The 16,877-nt window shown below is 70.6% G+C and carries 13 protein-coding genes and 1 pseudogene; 7 read left to right on the forward strand and 7 right to left on the reverse strand.

The genetic code is table 11. The features are described 5' to 3' along the window. On the forward strand, positions 1–974 hold a 974-nt coding region (locus tag BMG523DRAFT_RS03940), incomplete at its 5' end, for a dihydrolipoamide acetyltransferase family protein (protein WP_043590411.1). 130 nt (positions 975–1,104) lie between these two features. Next, entirely contained in the window at positions 1,105–1,341 is a 237-nt protein-coding gene (locus BMG523DRAFT_RS03945) for a hypothetical protein (protein WP_011434531.1), read from the forward strand. Between the two features lie 121 nt (positions 1,342–1,462). Here the strand turns inward: BMG523DRAFT_RS03945 and BMG523DRAFT_RS03950 are convergent, their stop codons facing one another. Together BMG523DRAFT_RS03950 and BMG523DRAFT_RS03955 are read right to left on the reverse strand one after the other, a co-directional pair. Then, the gene (locus BMG523DRAFT_RS03950) at positions 1,463–1,849 is read right to left on the reverse strand and encodes a hypothetical protein (RefSeq protein ID WP_232234807.1); all 387 of its coding nucleotides are present in this window, start codon (positions 1,847–1,849) and stop codon (positions 1,463–1,465) included. A gap of 63 nt (positions 1,850–1,912) precedes the next feature. Continuing rightward, positions 1,913–3,757 carry an acyl-CoA dehydrogenase gene (locus tag BMG523DRAFT_RS03955; protein WP_011434529.1) on the reverse strand — a complete coding sequence of 615 codons (1,845 nt, stop codon included), beginning with the start codon at positions 3,755–3,757 and terminating at the stop codon, positions 1,913–1,915. Between the two features lie 194 nt (positions 3,758–3,951). On the opposite strand from BMG523DRAFT_RS03955, the gene BMG523DRAFT_RS03960 reads away from it, so the two are divergent. Then, positions 3,952–7,320, forward strand: coding sequence for a patatin-like protein (locus BMG523DRAFT_RS03960; protein WP_043590412.1), 3,369 nt, complete (start codon positions 3,952–3,954; stop codon positions 7,318–7,320). 34 nt (positions 7,321–7,354) lie between these two features. Here BMG523DRAFT_RS03960 and BMG523DRAFT_RS03965 read toward each other — a convergent pair whose 3' ends face one another. Together BMG523DRAFT_RS03965 and BMG523DRAFT_RS03970 are read right to left on the reverse strand one after the other, a co-directional pair. Beyond that, entirely contained in the window at positions 7,355–7,891 is a 537-nt protein-coding gene (locus BMG523DRAFT_RS03965; RefSeq protein ID WP_049760795.1) for a hypothetical protein, read from the reverse strand. A gap of 173 nt (positions 7,892–8,064) precedes the next feature. Beyond that, on the reverse strand, positions 8,065–8,691 hold the full coding sequence (locus tag BMG523DRAFT_RS03970; RefSeq protein WP_011434526.1) for a nitroreductase: 627 nt from the start codon (positions 8,689–8,691) through the stop codon (positions 8,065–8,067). A 130-nt stretch (positions 8,692–8,821) separates the two neighbouring features. On the opposite strand from BMG523DRAFT_RS03970, the gene BMG523DRAFT_RS03975 reads away from it, so the two are divergent. Further along, entirely contained in the window at positions 8,822–9,157 is a 336-nt protein-coding gene (locus tag BMG523DRAFT_RS03975; protein WP_043590414.1) for an ATP-binding cassette domain-containing protein, read from the forward strand. A 155-nt stretch (positions 9,158–9,312) separates the two neighbouring features. Then, positions 9,313–12,582, forward strand: coding sequence for an adenylate/guanylate cyclase domain-containing protein (locus BMG523DRAFT_RS03980; protein WP_235462842.1), 3,270 nt, complete (start codon positions 9,313–9,315; stop codon positions 12,580–12,582). A 21-nt stretch (positions 12,583–12,603) separates the two neighbouring features. Here BMG523DRAFT_RS03980 and BMG523DRAFT_RS03985 read toward each other — a convergent pair whose 3' ends face one another. After that, on the reverse strand, positions 12,604–12,906 hold the full coding sequence (locus BMG523DRAFT_RS03985; RefSeq protein ID WP_235462843.1) for a hypothetical protein: 303 nt from the start codon (positions 12,904–12,906) through the stop codon (positions 12,604–12,606). 263 nt (positions 12,907–13,169) lie between these two features. On the opposite strand from BMG523DRAFT_RS03985, the gene BMG523DRAFT_RS03990 reads away from it, so the two are divergent. After that, positions 13,170–13,493 (forward strand): hypothetical protein, encoded by a 324-nt coding sequence (locus BMG523DRAFT_RS03990; RefSeq protein WP_051623763.1) that lies wholly within the window; start codon positions 13,170–13,172, stop codon positions 13,491–13,493. A 42-nt stretch (positions 13,494–13,535) separates the two neighbouring features. Here the strand turns inward: BMG523DRAFT_RS03990 and BMG523DRAFT_RS03995 are convergent, their stop codons facing one another. Both BMG523DRAFT_RS03995 and pgi read right to left on the reverse strand, forming a co-directional pair. Beyond that, complete coding sequence (locus BMG523DRAFT_RS03995) at positions 13,536–13,877, reverse strand: STAS domain-containing protein (RefSeq protein ID WP_011434522.1); 342 nt, start codon at positions 13,875–13,877, stop codon at positions 13,536–13,538. A 93-nt stretch (positions 13,878–13,970) separates the two neighbouring features. Continuing rightward, complete coding sequence (gene pgi / locus BMG523DRAFT_RS04000) at positions 13,971–15,641, reverse strand: glucose-6-phosphate isomerase (protein WP_011434521.1); 1,671 nt, start codon at positions 15,639–15,641, stop codon at positions 13,971–13,973. A 329-nt stretch (positions 15,642–15,970) separates the two neighbouring features. On the opposite strand from pgi, the pseudogene BMG523DRAFT_RS26215 reads away from it, so the two are divergent. Next, positions 15,971–16,877, forward strand: a pseudogene (locus tag BMG523DRAFT_RS26215) (serine/threonine-protein kinase); the annotation flags it as partial.

The following is a 16,877-nucleotide window of genomic DNA, read 5'->3' on the forward strand; positions in this document are numbered from 1 at the left end:
CAGCCGGTCCGGTCCACACAGCCGGTCCGGTGCTCGCCAAACCGCCGGTCCGCAAGCTCGCCCGTGACCTCGGTGTCGACCTCGCATCCCTCGCCGGCACCGGCCCGGACGGCACGATCAGCCGGGCCGACGTCGAGGCCGCGGTGCGTGCCGCCGCCCGTACCGCGCCCCTCGCGGCGCCGCCCACGCGCGATGCCCCGCCGATCGGCGTCATCCCCGCCGGGGCCACCTTCTCCGCCGAGACGCGTACCTGGCACGTGCCTGTCACCGGCATCCGGCGGTCGATGGCGCAGGCGATGGTCGCCAGCGTCTCGGCTGCCCCGCATGTCACCGAGTTCCTCACCGTCGACGCGACGGCGACGATGGCCGCCCGGGACCGGATCGCGGCGCTGCCGGAGTTCACCGGGATCAAGATCACCCCATTGCTGTTCGTCGCCAGAGCCCTGCTCATCGCCGTTCGCCGACATCCGATGATCAACTCATCCTGGGTCGAGGACGCGGGCGGTGGCCGGCCGGAGAACGGTGGCCGGCCGGAGATACATGTGTACGACCGGGTGAACCTCGGCATCGCCGTGGCGGGCCCGCGTGGGCTCGTCGTGCCCACCATCCCGGATGCCGGCCGGCTCGACGTCGTCGGGCTGGCTCACGCCCTGGCCGGCCTCACCACCGCGGCGAGGGCGGACCGGCTCAGCCCCGCGGATCTGCGCGGCGGCACGATCACCATCACCAACGTCGGCGTCCTCGGCGTCGACATCGGCACCCCGATCCTGAACCCGGGCGAAGCGGCGATCCTCGCCCTCGGCTCGATCCGACCGATGCCCTGGGTGCACGAGGGCCAGCTCACCGTGCGTACGGTGGTACAGCTGGCACTCTCGTTCGACCATCGCATCGTCGACGGCGCGCTGGGCTCCGCGGTCCTCGCCGACGTGGGTGCCGTCATCACCGATCCCACGGTGGCACTCGCCTGGTCCTGATCGACTCATCGGATCCACCAGTTGGCCACAAACGGGCACACTGCACGCAAGAGGGGCACACAACGGCCCAGATTCCGCTCCCTGGTACGGTTGCGCCTCTGACCGGCTTCCGGCACAAAGAGGTGGAACCATGACGCGAGTGGAGGCACTGCAGGCCGCGGACGAGTTCGTCGCCAAGGTTCTGACCTCCGCCAACTCCAGCGGCCGGTTCACCGGCACGCTCAACCTGGCTGAGCGGGTCGACCTCACCCTACGAGTGGCTCGGTTTCTGCTCGAGGGTCAGTCCTCCTCGGACGCCGACGACATCCTCAAGCGGGACATGCGCAACGAGCTCGATCAGGCGTTCCCGCCGCTACGCACCTCCTGAACCGACCATCCCGGCTCGCCCCCGCGGACGAGCGCCCGGCCGGGTTCCCTGGTCCGTCCCCACGGACCGTCCAGGGAACCGGACCGGGCGGTGGGCAGGCGGACCGGTGAACGAGCACGGTTCAGTGCGGCGACAGGGGGTGGTCCCCTTCGACGTGCACGTGGATGGCCGGCTGCCCGTCACCGTAGGTCGCCTCCGGATGGCGTGAGGGGTTCAGCCGACGATCCTCCTCGGGGGTCAGTCCCAGCTCGCGCCGGTGCGGGGCCTCGAACGGAGCGGACGGGTCGACGATGATGCCGTCATCGAGCGGTCTGGGCGCGGGCACGCCGTTCTCGACCGACTCTTCGACGATCTTCCTGCGCCACTGGTCGCGGTACAGGGTGAGGCCGAGCCCAATGGCGCTGACGCACATCAGGATGATGCCCACGGCCGTGATGTCGAGCCCGGACGGTTCGGAGCGGACCGCGAAGGCGAGGATGGCGCCGAGGGCCAAGAGTAAAAGACTCAACGGGATTCCCATACCGGTCCATATACCCTTCCGCGGCAAGAACGCAACCCCGCCGCGGCAACATCAGAACGCCTCCTCCGGCAGTTCCATGAGCCCGAGGCCGGTGGACTCCAGCGCTACCCGGCGCGCCGTCAACTCCGGTAGCACATTGGCCGCGAACCAGCGCGCGGCGGCCACCTTGCCCTGGTAAAAGGCGGCGTCCCGAGCGGGCCGGGCCCCGGCGGACGCCGGAGAATCCTGGGTCCGCAGGGCTACCTCGGCGCCGCGCAGGAGCAGCCATCCGATGATCAGGTCACCGAGGCTCATCAGCAGCCTCGTCGTATTCAGGCCGACCTTGTAGATCGCGGCGGCCTCCTCGGCGGCGCCGGTGAGGAACCCGACCAGCGAATTCACCATGCTCTGGACGTCCTCAAGGGCCACCCCCAGCGCCTCCCGCTCCGCCCGCAGCGCGCCGTTGCCGGCCTCGCCCTTCACGAACGTCTGGATCTCGCCCAGCACGGAGGCCAGCGCCTGCCCCTGGTCCCGGACGATTTTCCGGAAAAACAGGTCCTGGCCCTGGATCGACGTGGTGCCCTCGTAGAGAGTGTCGATCTTGGCATCGCGGATGTACTGCTCGATCGGATAGTCCTGCAGGTACCCGGAACCACCGAGGATCTGCAGTGAAGAGGCGAGCAGCTCGTAGGACCGTTCGGAGCCGACCCCCTTGACGATCGGGAGCAGCAGGTCGTTGATGCGTTCGGCGAGCTCGTCGGCCTCCCCCCGCTCGCCGGCCAGCGCAACCCGGTCCTGGAACGTCGCGGTGTAGAGCACCAGTGAACGCATGCCCTCCGCATACACCTTCTGCATCATCAGCATCCGGCGGACATCCGGGTGATGAATGATCGTGACACGCGGTGCCGTCTTGTCCGACGCGCGGGCCAGGTCCGCACCCTGGACGCGGGTGCGGGCGAACTCGAGCGCGTTGAGATATCCGGTGGACAGCGTGGCGATGGCCTTGCTGCCCACCATCATCCGGGCGTACTCGATCACCTGGAACATCTGGGCGATGCCCTCGTGGACGTCACCGACCAGCCAACCGACCGCCGGCGCCCGCTCACCGAACCGCAGCTCGCAGGTGGCGGAGACCTTCAGGCCCATCTTCTTCTCGATGTTCGTCACGTAGACGCCGTTACGGGCGCCGGGCGTGCCGGTCCGCGGATCGGGCATGAACTTCGGCACCACGAACATCGACAGGCCCTTACTCCCCGGGCCGTGCCCCTCCGGCCGGGCGAGCACGAGGTGGATGATGTTCTCCGGGACATCCCAGTCCCCGTTGGTGATGAACCGCTTCACGCCCTCGATGTGCCAGGTGCCGTCGGGCTGCTCGATCGCCCTGGTACGACCGGCCCCGACGTCGGAACCCGCGTCCGGCTCGGTGAGCACCATCGTCGCGCCCCAGTGCCGTTCGATGGCGAACTCGGCGAGCTGGCGCTGCCATTCGTTGCCGAGCCGGTGCAGGATCGCCGCGAACGTCGGCCCGGCCATGTACATGAAGATGGCCGGGTTCGCTCCGAGCAGCAGCTCCGAGGCCGCCCACGCGACGGTCGGAGACGCACCCAGCCCACCCAGGTGCGGCGGAAGGTAGAGCCGCCACCACTCACCGTCCAGAACGGCCTGGTAGGACTTCTTGAACGACTCCGGCAGGGTCACCGACCCGGTCGCCGGATCCAGGGTCGGTGGATGACGGTCGGCGTCGGTGAAGGACTCGGCAACGGGTCCGGAGGCGAGGTGATCGAGCTCGGCCAGCACCTCGCGCGCGGTCTCGGCGTCCATCTCCCCGAAGGGACCGGTGCCGAGCGTGCGATCGACCCCGAACACCTCGAACAGGTTGAACTCGATGTCTCGCAGATTGCTCCGGTAGTGGCCCATCAACGGCTCCTTCCCGGGACCGCCGGACACCGTGATCGGCCGATGCCGGCTAGCTACTCGTGAGTACGTTGTTCCCATGCTACTCACGAGTAACCCGTTGACAAGAGTGGCGGCTGGGAAGAAGTCGTCGCGATCCAACTTTTCTCCGACAAACGGGGAAGGCCCGGGGCCGGGCACGTCTACTCTTGCCACTCATGCGCGACCCGGCCACCCAGGAGGTACGGCTCGCGGTCGTCATGACCGGTGGCGCGAGCCTCGCCGTCTGGATGGGCGGGGTCGCCACCGAGATCAACCTTGCGACCAGCCCGGACCGTGACCGGGCCGACGACGCGGACGCCGCCGTCGCTGCCCGTTACGCCCGGCTGGCGGCCATCCTCGACGTCGAGGTCAGTGTGGACGTACTCGCCGGCACCTCGGCCGGTGGCATCAACGCCGCCATGCTGGGCTACGCGAACACCCACCACGCCGATCTCACCCCGCTGCGGGACCTGTGGCTGTCCCTCGGCTCGTTTGACGCGCTCATGCGCACCCCCCACGAGAAGACGTATCCCTCGCTGCTGCACGGGGACACCGCCGTGCTGCCCGCGCTGCACACCGCCTTGACAGCGGTGGGGGAGACGGCCCGAGCCGGCATGGACCGAGCCGGCATGGACCGAGCCGGCATGGACCGCCCGACATCGGTCTTCATCACTACGACGATCCTGCGCGGCGAGGTCGCCGAGCACGCCGACTCACTCGGCGGCACCATGTACGACGTCGACCACCGGGGCCTGTTCGCCTTCGGCACGCAGGACCTGACCGACCCTGGCGCGGTCCCCCGTCTCGCCCTGGCCGCACGGGCCAGTTCCGCCTTTCCGGGCGCCTTCGAGCCGGCCTACGTGCCGGTGGGGCACGCCGTCGACGCCGCGCACCCGGACATGGCCCGCTACGTCAACGCCTCCCACGGATTCCACGCATCGGACGGCGGGATCCTGGTCAACCGCCCGATCGGACCGGCGCTGGCGGCCATCTTCGACCGGCCCGCCGAACGCCAAGTCCGTCGCGTGCTCGCCTACGTCGTGCCCTCGCCGCGGATGCCGGTACCGACGAATCCGGCGGCACCAACGAATCCGGCGGCACCAACCAGGACGTCCACACCGCCCGCCCTGCCTGTGCCACCCACGGTGATCCCCACCCTTCTCCAGGTGCTCGGCGCGGCGCTGAACCAGTCGATCGGTACAGATCTGGCGACGCTGCGCGACCACAACAGCGCCGTACGCGGTACGCGGGCGAACCGGCGACGGCTGCTGCGCCTCGCCCCGGCCGGTGGTCCCCGATTAGCGGACGAGAGCGTCTATGACGCCTACCGCCGCAGCCTGGCAGAGGAGATCGCCCCACCGGTGATCGAGGCGCTGCTGCGCGTCCTCGGTGGTCGGTTCGATCTGCCCCGTCCCCCGGACACCGACGCGCTGCGCACCGACGCGGCCGGACCCGCCCGGATGACGAACGCCGCGGTCAACGCCGTGATCCAGATGCTTCCCGACCGGCTGCCGACCACGGCCGACCTCGCCGACCTGTGGCGGCTGGGCCGACCCGCGCTCGACGCCGCCAAGGGTCTACTGATCAACATGATCAACGAAGGGTACGTCCTCTCCCCCGAGCCGGCGGACCGGATCCGACTTGCCCGGCTCGCGGCGGCCGTGCACGGCGCATCGCACGCCACCATCCGGAACACCGACACCACCGACACCACAGCCACCACAGCCACCGCGGCCCTGCGGCCCGGCGTCTTCACGACGGTCAGCGAGACCCTCGGTGCGATGGCCGGGGCACCGCTGCTCGACGTCATCGCCGAGGCTGCCCGCCGCTGGTTGCGGACCGACCCGGAGGGCGACGCGGGGCAGGACGAGCTCACCCGGGCCTGGCGCTCCCTGGAGCGGATGATCGAGACCCTGCGGACCGAGCTCACCGATCTCGTGGACCGGCGGTCCCCCGCGGCCCGGCCTCCGGCGGGACCAGAGACCAGGCCCGAGGGTCTCAGCGTCGGCCAGCGCCGGGCGGTGGCGGCCCGGACCCTCGCGGACTTCGTCGGGTACCTCCCGTCGACTCCCGCGGACGCCCTGATCGCCGTGCTCGACGTGCACCTGGTCGAACGAAGCACCGGCGCCGCGGTCCTCGACCAACCGGTTGAGCTCGTCCAGATCAGCGCGGATCTACCGAACCGCCTCGATCCCGCCCGCGCACTGGCCGAGGAGAAGGTCACAGGCCTGCAGCTGGGAAACTTCGGCGCCTTCGCGAAGTCCTCGTGGCGGGCCAACGACTGGATGTGGGGACGGCTGGACGGTGCGGGCTGGCTGGTCCGGATCATGCTGGATCCACGCCGGCTCGTGATCCGCCGGGACACCGCCGTCCCCGCCGGTCACGCCCACGCCGCGGCGCTGGCCCGCCGGGGCTGGCTGGTGGATCTGGTCGACGATCTCACCGAGGTGGCCGGCATCCCGGCGCCGCGGGAGGTACTCGACGAGCTTGGCTTTCTGACCGATCCGGACGCCCCCGTGCCGCCGAACCTTCCGGTCACGGCGACCTGGGTCGCCGCCGGCATCCAACGGGACATCGCGGCCAAGGAGCTGGTGGGGGTCGCCGAGGCGGTGCGGCGCGACAACAAGGCCGGGGTCGATCCGCGGCCCACCGCCGACTTCCTCGCCGCCGTCGACCGGGCCCTGACCGTGGAACCGAGCCGGCCCGGGACGACGACCGGACCGGGGGCCTCGGCGGTACCGGAAGGGACAGGCTCCCCGAACCTGGACGAGCCGCGCGGCGCCGAGGTCATCTCGCTGGCCGCGGCCGTGGCCGCCAGGATCGCCGCGGGACAGACCGGTGCCCACCGGCCTGCCGGCGTCGACAGTTCGGCTCTGGCGCGCCGACCGCCCCGGCCACCCGGGCTCAGCGGCGTCCCCGTCACGCCCGGCGCGCTGCCCCCGCGAGCGGTGGACAAGGTACTCGAGGCCTGCCGCGTCTCGGACGAGCGCATCACCGACGCGGCGCAGGGCCCGGTTCTGGTGACCGCCCTGGCCCAGATCGTGGCCGTGGTCGTCGCCTGGGCCACATCGACCCGCCGGCTGCCACGGCCCCTGCGGCCGGTCGCGTTCCTCGCCCGGACCGTCACCCGTCTCGCCTTCGAGATGATCCGGGATGTCACGCACGGCCGGCGGCGGATGACGATCGCGGTGGGAACAGCGCTGGTCGGCCTCGGCACGGCCGGCGGGCTGACCGGTTCGGGCATCGTCGGCGGCCTGGGGATCGTCGTCGGCCTGATCGGCCTGCTGATGATCGGACTTACCGGCTGGCGGCACCTGCCCGGAGGACTGGCGGTCGTGGGAGCGGGGCTCATCGCGGTGTTCGCGGCGGCCGGTGTCGTTCCGGTGATCCATGACCGGCTCTTCCCCTGGCTACACGACGATGTCGTGCCCTACCTGGCCGATCATCCGTGGGCATGGGCGACCGTCTTCGGAGCCCTGGTGCTGCCGGCTCTCTGGTCCGTCGCCGAGGCCCTCACCACCCGCCGGGCCCGCCGCAACGGCTGATCATCCCGGCGACGTGGCGACGTGGCGACGTAGTTCAGGAGATGTCGGACCAGGTCAGGGTGCCCGTCGGGTCCCGAAGGCAGGACACCGGGCGGCCGGCGGAGTCCTGGACGATGCGCCCGACGTCCTCGGGGTCGCAGTTCCCGCCCTCATCCGGCCGAACCACGGGAGCCGGGGCGGGCGGCTCCGTGGACCATCGACCGATGCCGGCCGGGCCGGTCCCGCCGACGGGCGCGCAGAACAGCACAAGGCCGTTGACGGCGGTCGCGGGCGAGGTGTCCTCGGCGGGGGAACAGGCCTCTCCGACGAAGACGGAGGATGCTCGCGGAGTCGGCACCGGCAGTGACGCGACACCGTCCGGGGCGGCGGAGGTTCCGGAGGGGCCCGGCGCCCGTGAGACGTCAGGCGTCGCAGCCGCGGCGGAGGTCCCGAGCGCGCCCGGGCCGCCCGGGTCCTGAGACGACGCACTCGGCGTGACCACCGAGCCCGGCCGGGCGACCGAGCCGCCGGACCCACTCGACCCCGGCTCCGAGCATCCGACGACCAGCGCGAGCAGCAGCCCTCCGGCCACGGTCAGGCCGAGACGGCCACGGCCTCGAAGACCACCACGGCCTCGAAGACCGCCACGGCCTCGAAGACCGCCATACACGGCGTACCTCCCGTCGCACCTCGGGAGCCGGAGTCATACCCCGGTCCAGGCCGCCCGATCTCAAGACCTGTGTTCCAGCTTAGGTAACCTGCCGCTCACACCGTGGTCACTTGCCCGAACTGGGAGATCCGATCGTCCGCCGCCACGGGAACCAGCGTCCCGTCGACCTCCATCTCCGTCGCGACCTGGGCCAGCCGAACGGCGGGCCGCGCCGGCAGCGGCGCGGTGTCCGCCTGGGTCCCGAGCTCCACCCAGCCGACCAGCACCTCGTCCGACGTCAGCCCGAACGCCCCCCGGACCTCGGCGCTGTCCTGCATCGGCACCGACTTCCAGGCCGAGGCGACGCCGAGCGCGTGCGCGGCCAGGCAGATGTTCTGCGCCGCTGCCGCGGCCGAGGCGTCCTGCTCGGCGACCGGAACCTTCGAACCGACACGGGATGCGACGACGGCGATGAGCGCCGGGGAACGGGTGGCCTTGCCCGCGGTCTTGCGGATGACCGGCTCGGGCAACCCGCCGAGGGCCTCGGCGGCCCGCTTGATCGCCGCAGCCAGGGTGGCGCGGGCATCGCTCCGCACAACCACGAAGCGCCAGGGCCGCAGCATCTTGTGATCCGGCGCCGTGGTGGCGGCGCCAAGCATGATCATAATCTGCTCCACCGTCGGACCGGGTTCGACGAGCCGGGTCGCTGTGCGGCGCGTCATCAGGCAGGCGAGAGCGTCCATGAAAACTCCTCGGGGGATCGCGGTTCGGGGAGCCCCCGCGGGAAGTACCGATCTCCCGGCCGGCGACCGCGACCCAGCCAGCGGTGACAGCCGCCGGTGGATCTGGAACGGTGACAGGTTACCGTAGATATTGCCCCGCTCGGACCTCCGCCGGGAGGCTCTCGTCACCGCCGTCGTTGAAATAGACCATCTGGCCAAGCGATACGGGTCCCAGCGCGCCGTCCGGGACGTGAGTTTCACGGTGCGGGAAGGGAACATCGCCGGTTTTCTGCGGCCGAACGGCTCCGGCAAGACAACGACGCTGCGCATCCTGCTGAGTCTGGTCACCCCTGGTTCCGGCAGTGTGCTGGTCTTCGGTGGCTGCGGGGCGGTCGAGGTGAACGCGGCCGGCTGGAGAGTAGTCGGCTGGGGAGTGTTGGCCCAGGTGGCGGCGCTCCTCGCGGTGCGGCGGGAGCTGCCGTCATGACCGCGCCAGGCTGGCCGCCGGCGGATGAGCCGTCCGGGTCGCGCCGTCCCGGCCGGGACCCGGCGGTGGCACCGGCGTGGGATGGGTCACCTCAGGCGCGTCGGGTACGCGCATCCCCCACCGCATCGGGTCGCGATCGGCCTACCATCCGGCACATGGTGCCGTGCCCGACATGCGCGGAGGACAACCACGAGCGGGCCCGCTTCTGCTCCGGATGTGGGAACCCCCTTCCCACCCCGGGGAGCGGCGCCCGGAAGACCGTGACGATCATGTTCGTGGACATCACCGGGTCCACCGACATCGGCGAGAGAATCGACTCCGAACCGCTGCAGCAGGTCATGTGGCGGTTCTTCACCACCGTCCGTGAAGTGATCTACACCCACGGCGGATCGGTCGAGAAGTTCATCGGCGACGCCGTCTTCGCCGTCTTCGGCATTCCCGTGCTGCACGAGGACGACGCGCTGCGCGCGGTTCGCGCCGCCCTCGACATCCGGGCGGCGATGGAGGCGCTCAATGCCGACCTGCAGCGCGAGTGGGGCCTGAAACTGCGGGTGCGGATCGGGATCAACACCGGCGAGGTGACCGTCGCAGGCGGTGGCGTCACCGGCGATCCGGTGAACGTCGCCTCCCGGCTGGAACACGCCGCTCCCCCCGACGAGATCCTCATCGGGGACACCACCTACCGCTTCATCCGGCACAGCGTCACGGTAAGCCCGCTCGGCCCCCTGGTCGTCCAGGGCAAGCGCGACCCGCTGCGGGTGCACCGGTTGATCGGGCTGGTAGACCCGACCGCGGGTCCCGGCAGCCGGGCCCCGACCCACGGCTTCACCGCCCCGGTCATCGGGCGTAACCGGGAACGCCGCCGGCTGCAGGACGCCTTCGAGGCCGTGGTCGAGGAACGCACCTGCCACCTGTTCACCGTGCTGGGCCCGGCGGGCATCGGCAAGTCCCGGATGGTCGGCGAGTTCTGCGCGGCCATGGCGAACCGGGCGACCGTGCTCACCGGGCGTTGCCTGTCCTACGGCGAGGGCATCGCCTACTGGCCGCTGATGGAGATGGTGCGCCAGGCCACTGGTCTGTCCGCTGACGAGAGCGCCCCGGACGGGCGGCGTCGGCTGCGGGAACTGCTCGACGGTGTCACCCAGGCGGCGGAGATCGTCGAGGCGCTCGCGCCCCTGGTGGGGCTGGGCGGCGCGGAACTCGGTCCGCAGGAAAGCTTCTGGGCCGTCCGGTCCTTCTTCCAGGCGCTGGCGGCCCGACGCCCGCTGATCCTGTGGTTCGACGACGTGCACTGGGCCGAGCCGACCCTGCTCGACCTGCTGGAGAACATCGCCGACTGGTCCCGCGACGCCCCCATCATGCTGCTGTGCCTGGCCCGCCCGGAACTGCTGGAGGAGCGGCGGGACTGGGGAGGCGGCAAGCTCAACGCCACCTCGATGCTGCTGGCGCCGCTGACCGAGGCGCGCTGCCAGCGCCTGATCCGCACCCTGATGGGCTCCGACGACCTCGACCCGGCCCTCGTCTCTCGGATCACTACCTCCGCGGCCGGCAACCCACTGTTCGTCGAGCAGATGGTGGCGGCCCTCGTCGACGACGGCCTGCTGCGCCGGGAGGGCAGCCGGTGGATCGCCACCGGCAGCCTGCGCAACGTGACGGTGCCGCCGACCATCTCGTCCCTGCTCGCGGCCCGGCTCGACCGGCTCGACCCGCCCGAACGGCGGGTCCTTGAACGCGCCGCCATCGTGGGGGAACGCTTCTACCTCGACGCTGTCATCGACCTGTCGGACCCGAGCGAACAGCCGATGGTCGCCGCCCACTGTCTGAGCCTGGTCCGCAAGGAACTGGTGCATCCGGACCGGTCCGACCTGCCCGGCGTCGAGGCGTTTCGGTTCTTGCACGTGCTGCTGCGCGACTGCGCCTACCAGTCCACCGCCAAACGGCAGCGCGCCGATCTGCACCAGCGGTTCGCCCAGTGGCTGCAGACCCGGCTGGAGGGTGGCCCCGGTGAGCACGACGAACTGGTCGGCTACCATCTGGAGCAGGCGTTTCGTTACCGGGTGGAGATCGGGCAGCGCGACACCGAGACGATCGAGCTGGGCCGATCCGCGGCGACCTGTCTGATCGAGGCGGCGGACCGGGTGCGCCAGGGCGACGAGACCGGCGCGGCCCAGCTGCTCAAGCGGGCCATCACCCTGCTGCCCGAGACGGACCCACTGCGGCTACGGGCCGAGATCGACCTCGGCTGGGCGCTGTACTCGTTCGGCCGGCTCTCCGACGCCGAGCGCATCCTGCGCCAGGTGACCGAGCGGGCCCGGCGCGCCGGGGAGGAGGGCCTGCGGGCCCACGCCCGGCTCGCGTACCTGCGGGTGCTGTTCTCCACCGATCCGGAGGGCCTGGTCGCCAGGACGCTGACCGAAGCCGCGGTGTGCCTGACCAACTTCGTGCAGGCCGGCGACGAGGTCGGCGCGGCGCTCGCCTGCCGTAGCCAGGCCAATGCCTACCTGGCGGCCGGGCAGTTCGCCGCGGCCGAGCGGGCGATGGAGAACGCCGTCCGGCACGCGGAGGAGTCCGGCGTGCCCCGGGCCGCGCAGTCGCTGCGCCGCGAGCTCACCATGCTCATGAGTTGGGGGCCCCGGCCGGTCGCCGTCGGGATCACCCGGGCGAACGAGGCCCTCGACGCCGCCGGCGACGACCGGGCTCTGCGTCGGGCCGTGCTCGCCCAGCTCGCGGTCCTCACCGCCATGTCGGGGGATCTGGAGGGCGCGCGGATCCATCTCAAGGCGACCGAGGAGATCGTTCACGACCTGCGCGCCCCGCGGACCGACCCCTTTCATGGCGGGTTCGTCGTGGCCCGGGTGGCGCTGCTCGCCGACGAGCTGGCAGTCGCCGAGCGGGAGCTGCGGCGAAGCTGCCGGCAGCTGTCCCGGATGGGGGAACGCGCGTTCCTGGCCAACCGGGCCGCGGCACTCGCCGACGTTCTCGTCCGGCTCGGCAAGGTTGACGACGCGGGCAAGTATGTCACCCGGTGTCGGGACGCCGCCGCCGCCGACCAGCTACCGGCCCAGGCCGGATGGTGCGGGGTCCACGCGAAGCTCCTGGCGCTGCGCGGCCGCGATGCCGAGGCCCTCCGGTTCGCCGACACCGCCGTCGATCTCGCCAGCCGCACCGACGACGTCGACGGCCAGGGACATGCGCTGCTGTCCCGCGCCGAGGTTCTCTACCGGGCCGGCCGCAAGGACGACGCCGCCGAGAGCCTGGAGGCTGGCATCACCCGGTATCTGCACCGGGGCAACGTCGCCGCGGCAAACCTCGGCCGCCGGCTGTTCGACGCGCTCGACGGTCCCCCGCCGGGAACCGGAGGCCCCCCACCAGGGACGGGAGACCCCTCAGCAGGGACGGGAGACCCCTCGCCAGGAACTGGCTAGCGGGGGTCCGCGCCCGCGCGCTCAGCGCAGCAGTCCGCGCAGCCGCGCCTGTTCCTGCAACCAGTACATCTCCTGCGCCCACAACCGCAGCCGCTCGACGGCGGCGAGCTCGCCGGCCAGAGCCTGCGCCACGGACGGCCGGCTCAGTACCTCAACGCCGACGGGCGCCCACGGCCAGGCGGCCTCCTCCTCGCAGGCTCGCTGGTAGGCGGCCCGCCGCAGGGCTATCTCGGCGAGGGCGAAATCGATCTGCTCGGAGAGCAGGTCGAGACGCGCAAGCAGGTCCGCGTCACGAACCCACGGACGGCCGCTATAAGCGGGCAATGGAGCGGGCCGCGCAGACATGTTGGGGGAAGGGTACGAGCCCGCGGACACCGGGAACAACACGCATCCCGAAACAGACCTCTGAGCTGCGGTTCATTCTTCCACCCGGCCGGAATCGGCGGCCCCCTCGGGGAGAACCCGGTGGACACCCGAGTCGGGTGAGACGACTGTCGGGACGTGAGCAACGGAGGTCCGAGGGTAACGCCTACGGTACGGCGTCCATGGTGCCGATCAGATCCGTAAGCCAGCCTGGGGGTCTTTCGGTGAGTCTCACACCACCCGTCCTGCTGATGGTGCTCGGTTTTCCACTCTTCGTAATGGCGGGGATGCTCATGATGGGCGGAATCGAGAAACGTCTGATCGGCTCCCGCGGGTTGCTCTCCCTGGTCACCGAGGACGGCACCGCCTCGGTGGGTGACTCCGGACCATCCGGTGCACGACCGTCACCCAGCGCACCCGCAGCCCTCAGCGCACCCGCAGCCCTCAGCGCACCCGCAGCCCTCAGCGCACCCGCCACCCCCAGCGCACCCGCCACCCCCAGCGCACCCGCGTCATCGGGCGATCGGACGTCACCGCTCATCGGCTGAGCCGTCTCCCAGCCCGCGGGATGCGGACAGTCGAGGGGGCGGTCAGCGGCGGCGGGATCCCCCACCGACCCGCAGCCGACCGTCGAGACCGGCCTCCCGCAACAACGCGGCGAACGCCGGCGTGGGTGCCTGGATCTCCAGACATGAGTGCACCCGGCGGAGCAGCAGATCGGCGCGGAGCAGAGCTGCGAGCCCCGGGACGTCGATCGAGCGCAGGCCCGCGACATCCACCGTGACCGTCCCCCCGCCCCGGCCGAGATGCTCGCCGATCTGCTCACGGAACCGGAGCCGCCCGGCCGTGTCGAGTTCCCCGGCGAGTTCGATGAGCACGTCCTCGCCTGTCCGCCGCACGGACATCCGCAAGGCTCCAGCATCCACCCGCATGACTTCCACCCCCCGATGTCGTCACCGCGCGGGGCCACCCCCGATCGATTACGCAGAGTAACATGCCTCGGTTGGCTGGATCCCCGGCGGGCGTCAGCCGGCCCGCAGACGCTTGATCAGAGCATTCGTCGAGCTGTCATGCCCCAGCTCCGGTTCCTGCTCGGACCCGAGTTCCGGAATGATCCGACCGGCCAGCACCTTGCCGAGCTCCACGCCCCACTGGTCGAAACTGTTGATCCCCCAGATGACCCCCTGGGTGAACACCTTGTGCTCGTACAGTGCGATCAGCTGACCGAGGGCGAACGGAGTCAGCTTCTGGGCCAGCAGGGTGTTCGAGGGTCGATTACCCGGGAAGGTCCGATGCGCAACGAGGTCCGGCGTGACACCCTCGGCGGCCACCTCCGCGGCTGTCCGGCCGAACGCGAGGGCCTCTGTCTGCGCCAGGAAGTTGGCCAGCAGCAGGGCGTGCTGGTCCACCCCGGCGCCATCCGCCGTGCCCACCCCGGGATGGTTCGGCCGGACGAAGCCGATGAAATCGGCCGGAACGATCGTTGTCCCCTGGTGCAGGAGCTGGTAGTACGCATGCTGTCCGTTCGTGCCGGGAGTCCCCCAGACGATCGGTCCGGTCGGCGTCGACACGGGCCGCCCGGTGAGATCGACCGACTTCCCATTGCTCTCCATGTCCAGCTGCTGGAGATAAGCCGGGAATCGGCCCAGGTAGTGGCTGTAGGGCAGCACCGCGTGCGTCGCTGTACCGAAGAAGTCGCGGTACCACAGGCCGATCAGACCGAGCAGAACCGGAAGGTTCCGCTCGAACGGAGCCGTCCGGAAGTGCGTGTCCATAGCGGCGAAACCGGCGAGGAACTCCCGGAAGTTCGGCGGCCCGATCGCGATCATCAGCGAGAGGCCGATCGCGCAGTCCACCGAGTACCGGCCGCCCACCCAGTCCCAGAACTCGAACATGTTCACGGTGTCGATACCGAACTCGGCGACCTTCTCGGCATTCGTGGAGACCGCGACGAAGTGCCGGGAAACGGCGTCCTCGCCGAGCAGGCCGGTGAGCCAGGACCGTGCGGCCCGCGCGTTGGAGATCGTTTCCAGGGTGGTGAACGTCTTGGACGAGACGATGAACAGGGTGCTGGCCGGATCGAGATCGGCGGTGGCCTCCCAGATGTCGGTGGGGTCGACGTTGGAGACGAACCGGACTTCGATCGACCGGTCGGCATAGTCGCGCAGGGCGTCGTAGGCCATGGCGGGTCCCAGGTCGGAGCCGCCGATGCCGATGTTGACCACCGTCCGGATCCGCTCACCGGTGGCCCCCAGCCAGTCCCCCGACCGCACCCGGTCGGCGAATTGGGACATCGCGTCGAGCACCCGATGCACGTCGGGGACGACGTCGACGCCATCCACCTCGATCCGGGTTCCGGCCGGGGCGCGCAACGCCACGTGCAACACCGGTCGGTTCTCGGTGACGTTGATTCTCTCGCCCCGGAACATCGCCTCGATCCGGTCCGCCAGCCCGGCGCGCCGGGCCAGCGCGGTCAGCAACTCGACGGTGCGCGCGGTCAGCCGGTTCTTGGAGTAGTCAAGATAGAGTCCGTCCGCTTCGGCGGCGAACGTCTCGCCACGCCGGGGATCGGCGGCGAACAGATCCCGCAGGGACACCTCGGAGATCTCGCGCAGATGCGTGGTGAGCGCCGCCCATTCCTCGGTCGCGGTGATGTCCAGCGGAGCCACCGGGGCAGCGGGCTCGGTTGTCGACATGACGTGGGATGCCCTTCCTCGCAGGTTCAACGTGTGCCGCAGTGCCCATCATCCGCACTGCGGCGGCGGCGGCGCTCGTCAGCCCCGTCGGCATGCCCGTGTCGCCGATCCGGCACGCCGGATCGGCCTGCCGGGGGTAGGGAATGGGGGGTCAGGGCCGTAGGATCACCAGGAATCCGACGAAGGGCGTCATTGCAGGCCAGGATGGTTCTCGGCGCACGGGTGGCGGTACAGCGGATGCCCGGCGTGGTAGCGGACGGATCTGGACCTTGTTGATAGATAAATCTCGGGTGGAGGCGGCGCTTCCCGGTTACTCCGTCGAGGGCGACTTGGGCCGGGGTGGCTACGGGCTCGTGCTGGCCGGCCAGCACCGGCTCATCGGCCGCAAGGTCGCGATCAAGATCCTGCTGGACACCTCCGACGACCCCGATCTGCGTACCCGCTTCCTGTCCGAGGCTCGGGTGCTGGCCGAACTGGATCATCCGCACATCGTGCGTATCCACGACTACGTGGAGCATGAGGGCACCTGCTTGCTCGTCATGGAGCTGCTCTCCGGCGGCACGCTCAAACAGCGGATGAGCTCGGGACCGGTCTCCGCCGAGACCACCTGCTCGATCGGGCTCGCGGCCGCGGCCGCCCTCGCCACGGCGCACGGCCACGGAGTGCTGCACCGGGACATCAAGCCGGACAACATCATGTTCGCCGGCGACGGGCTGCTGAAGGTGACCGACTTCGGCATCGCCAAGATTTTCGACGGAGCGGAGACCACCGCCAGCGCGATCCTGGGAACGCCGCGTTACATGGCTCCCGAGCAGATCATGGGGACGCGTCTCTTCCCGTCCACCGATCTTTACGCCCTCGCGGGTGTGCTCTACGAGATGATCGCCAACCGGCCGCTGTTCGGCCGTCAGATGGCGGTGCAACCGCTGACCCACCACCATCTGACGATCATGCCGGAACCGCTCACCATGGTTCCGCCACCCGTCTCCGCGGTGATCCTGCGGGCGCTGGCGAAGGATCCGAGCATCCGCTTCGCCGACGCCGCCGACTTCGCCCTGGAACTCGCCCGAGCGAGCAGCCGCGCGTTCGGCCCGACCTGGCTGTCCCGGTCCGACGTCAAGGTGCGGATCGACGACGAGATCCGGGAGGCGGCGCTCGCCACCTCGACCACCCCGCGCCCGCCGGCCGCCGGTCGACCGGGCTTCCCCGGTAGCCCCGGAGCACCCGGTAGTCCGG

Source organism: Frankia sp. BMG5.23, assembly GCF_000685765.2.
In the GTDB taxonomy this organism is placed as follows: Bacteria; Actinomycetota; Actinomycetes; order Frankiales; family Frankiaceae; genus Frankia; species Frankia casuarinae.

Excerpts from the sequence above, each read along its gene's own strand:
- BMG523DRAFT_RS03945 (WP_011434531.1), top strand. The coding sequence starts at position 1,105 with ATGACGCGAGTGGAGGCACTGCAGGCCGCGGACGAGTTCGTCGCCAAG.
- BMG523DRAFT_RS03955 (WP_011434529.1), bottom strand. The coding sequence starts at position 3,757 with ATGGGCCACTACCGGAGCAATCTGCGAGACATCGAGTTCAACCTGTTC.
- BMG523DRAFT_RS03960 (WP_043590412.1), top strand. The coding sequence starts at position 3,952 with ATGCGCGACCCGGCCACCCAGGAGGTACGGCTCGCGGTCGTCATGACC.
- BMG523DRAFT_RS03970 (WP_011434526.1), bottom strand. The coding sequence starts at position 8,691 with ATGGACGCTCTCGCCTGCCTGATGACGCGCCGCACAGCGACCCGGCTC.
- BMG523DRAFT_RS03980 (WP_235462842.1), top strand. The coding sequence starts at position 9,313 with ATGGTGCCGTGCCCGACATGCGCGGAGGACAACCACGAGCGGGCCCGC.
- BMG523DRAFT_RS03995 (WP_011434522.1), bottom strand. The coding sequence starts at position 13,877 with ATGCGGGTGGATGCTGGAGCCTTGCGGATGTCCGTGCGGCGGACAGGC.
- pgi (WP_011434521.1), bottom strand. The coding sequence starts at position 15,641 with ATGTCGACAACCGAGCCCGCTGCCCCGGTGGCTCCGCTGGACATCACC.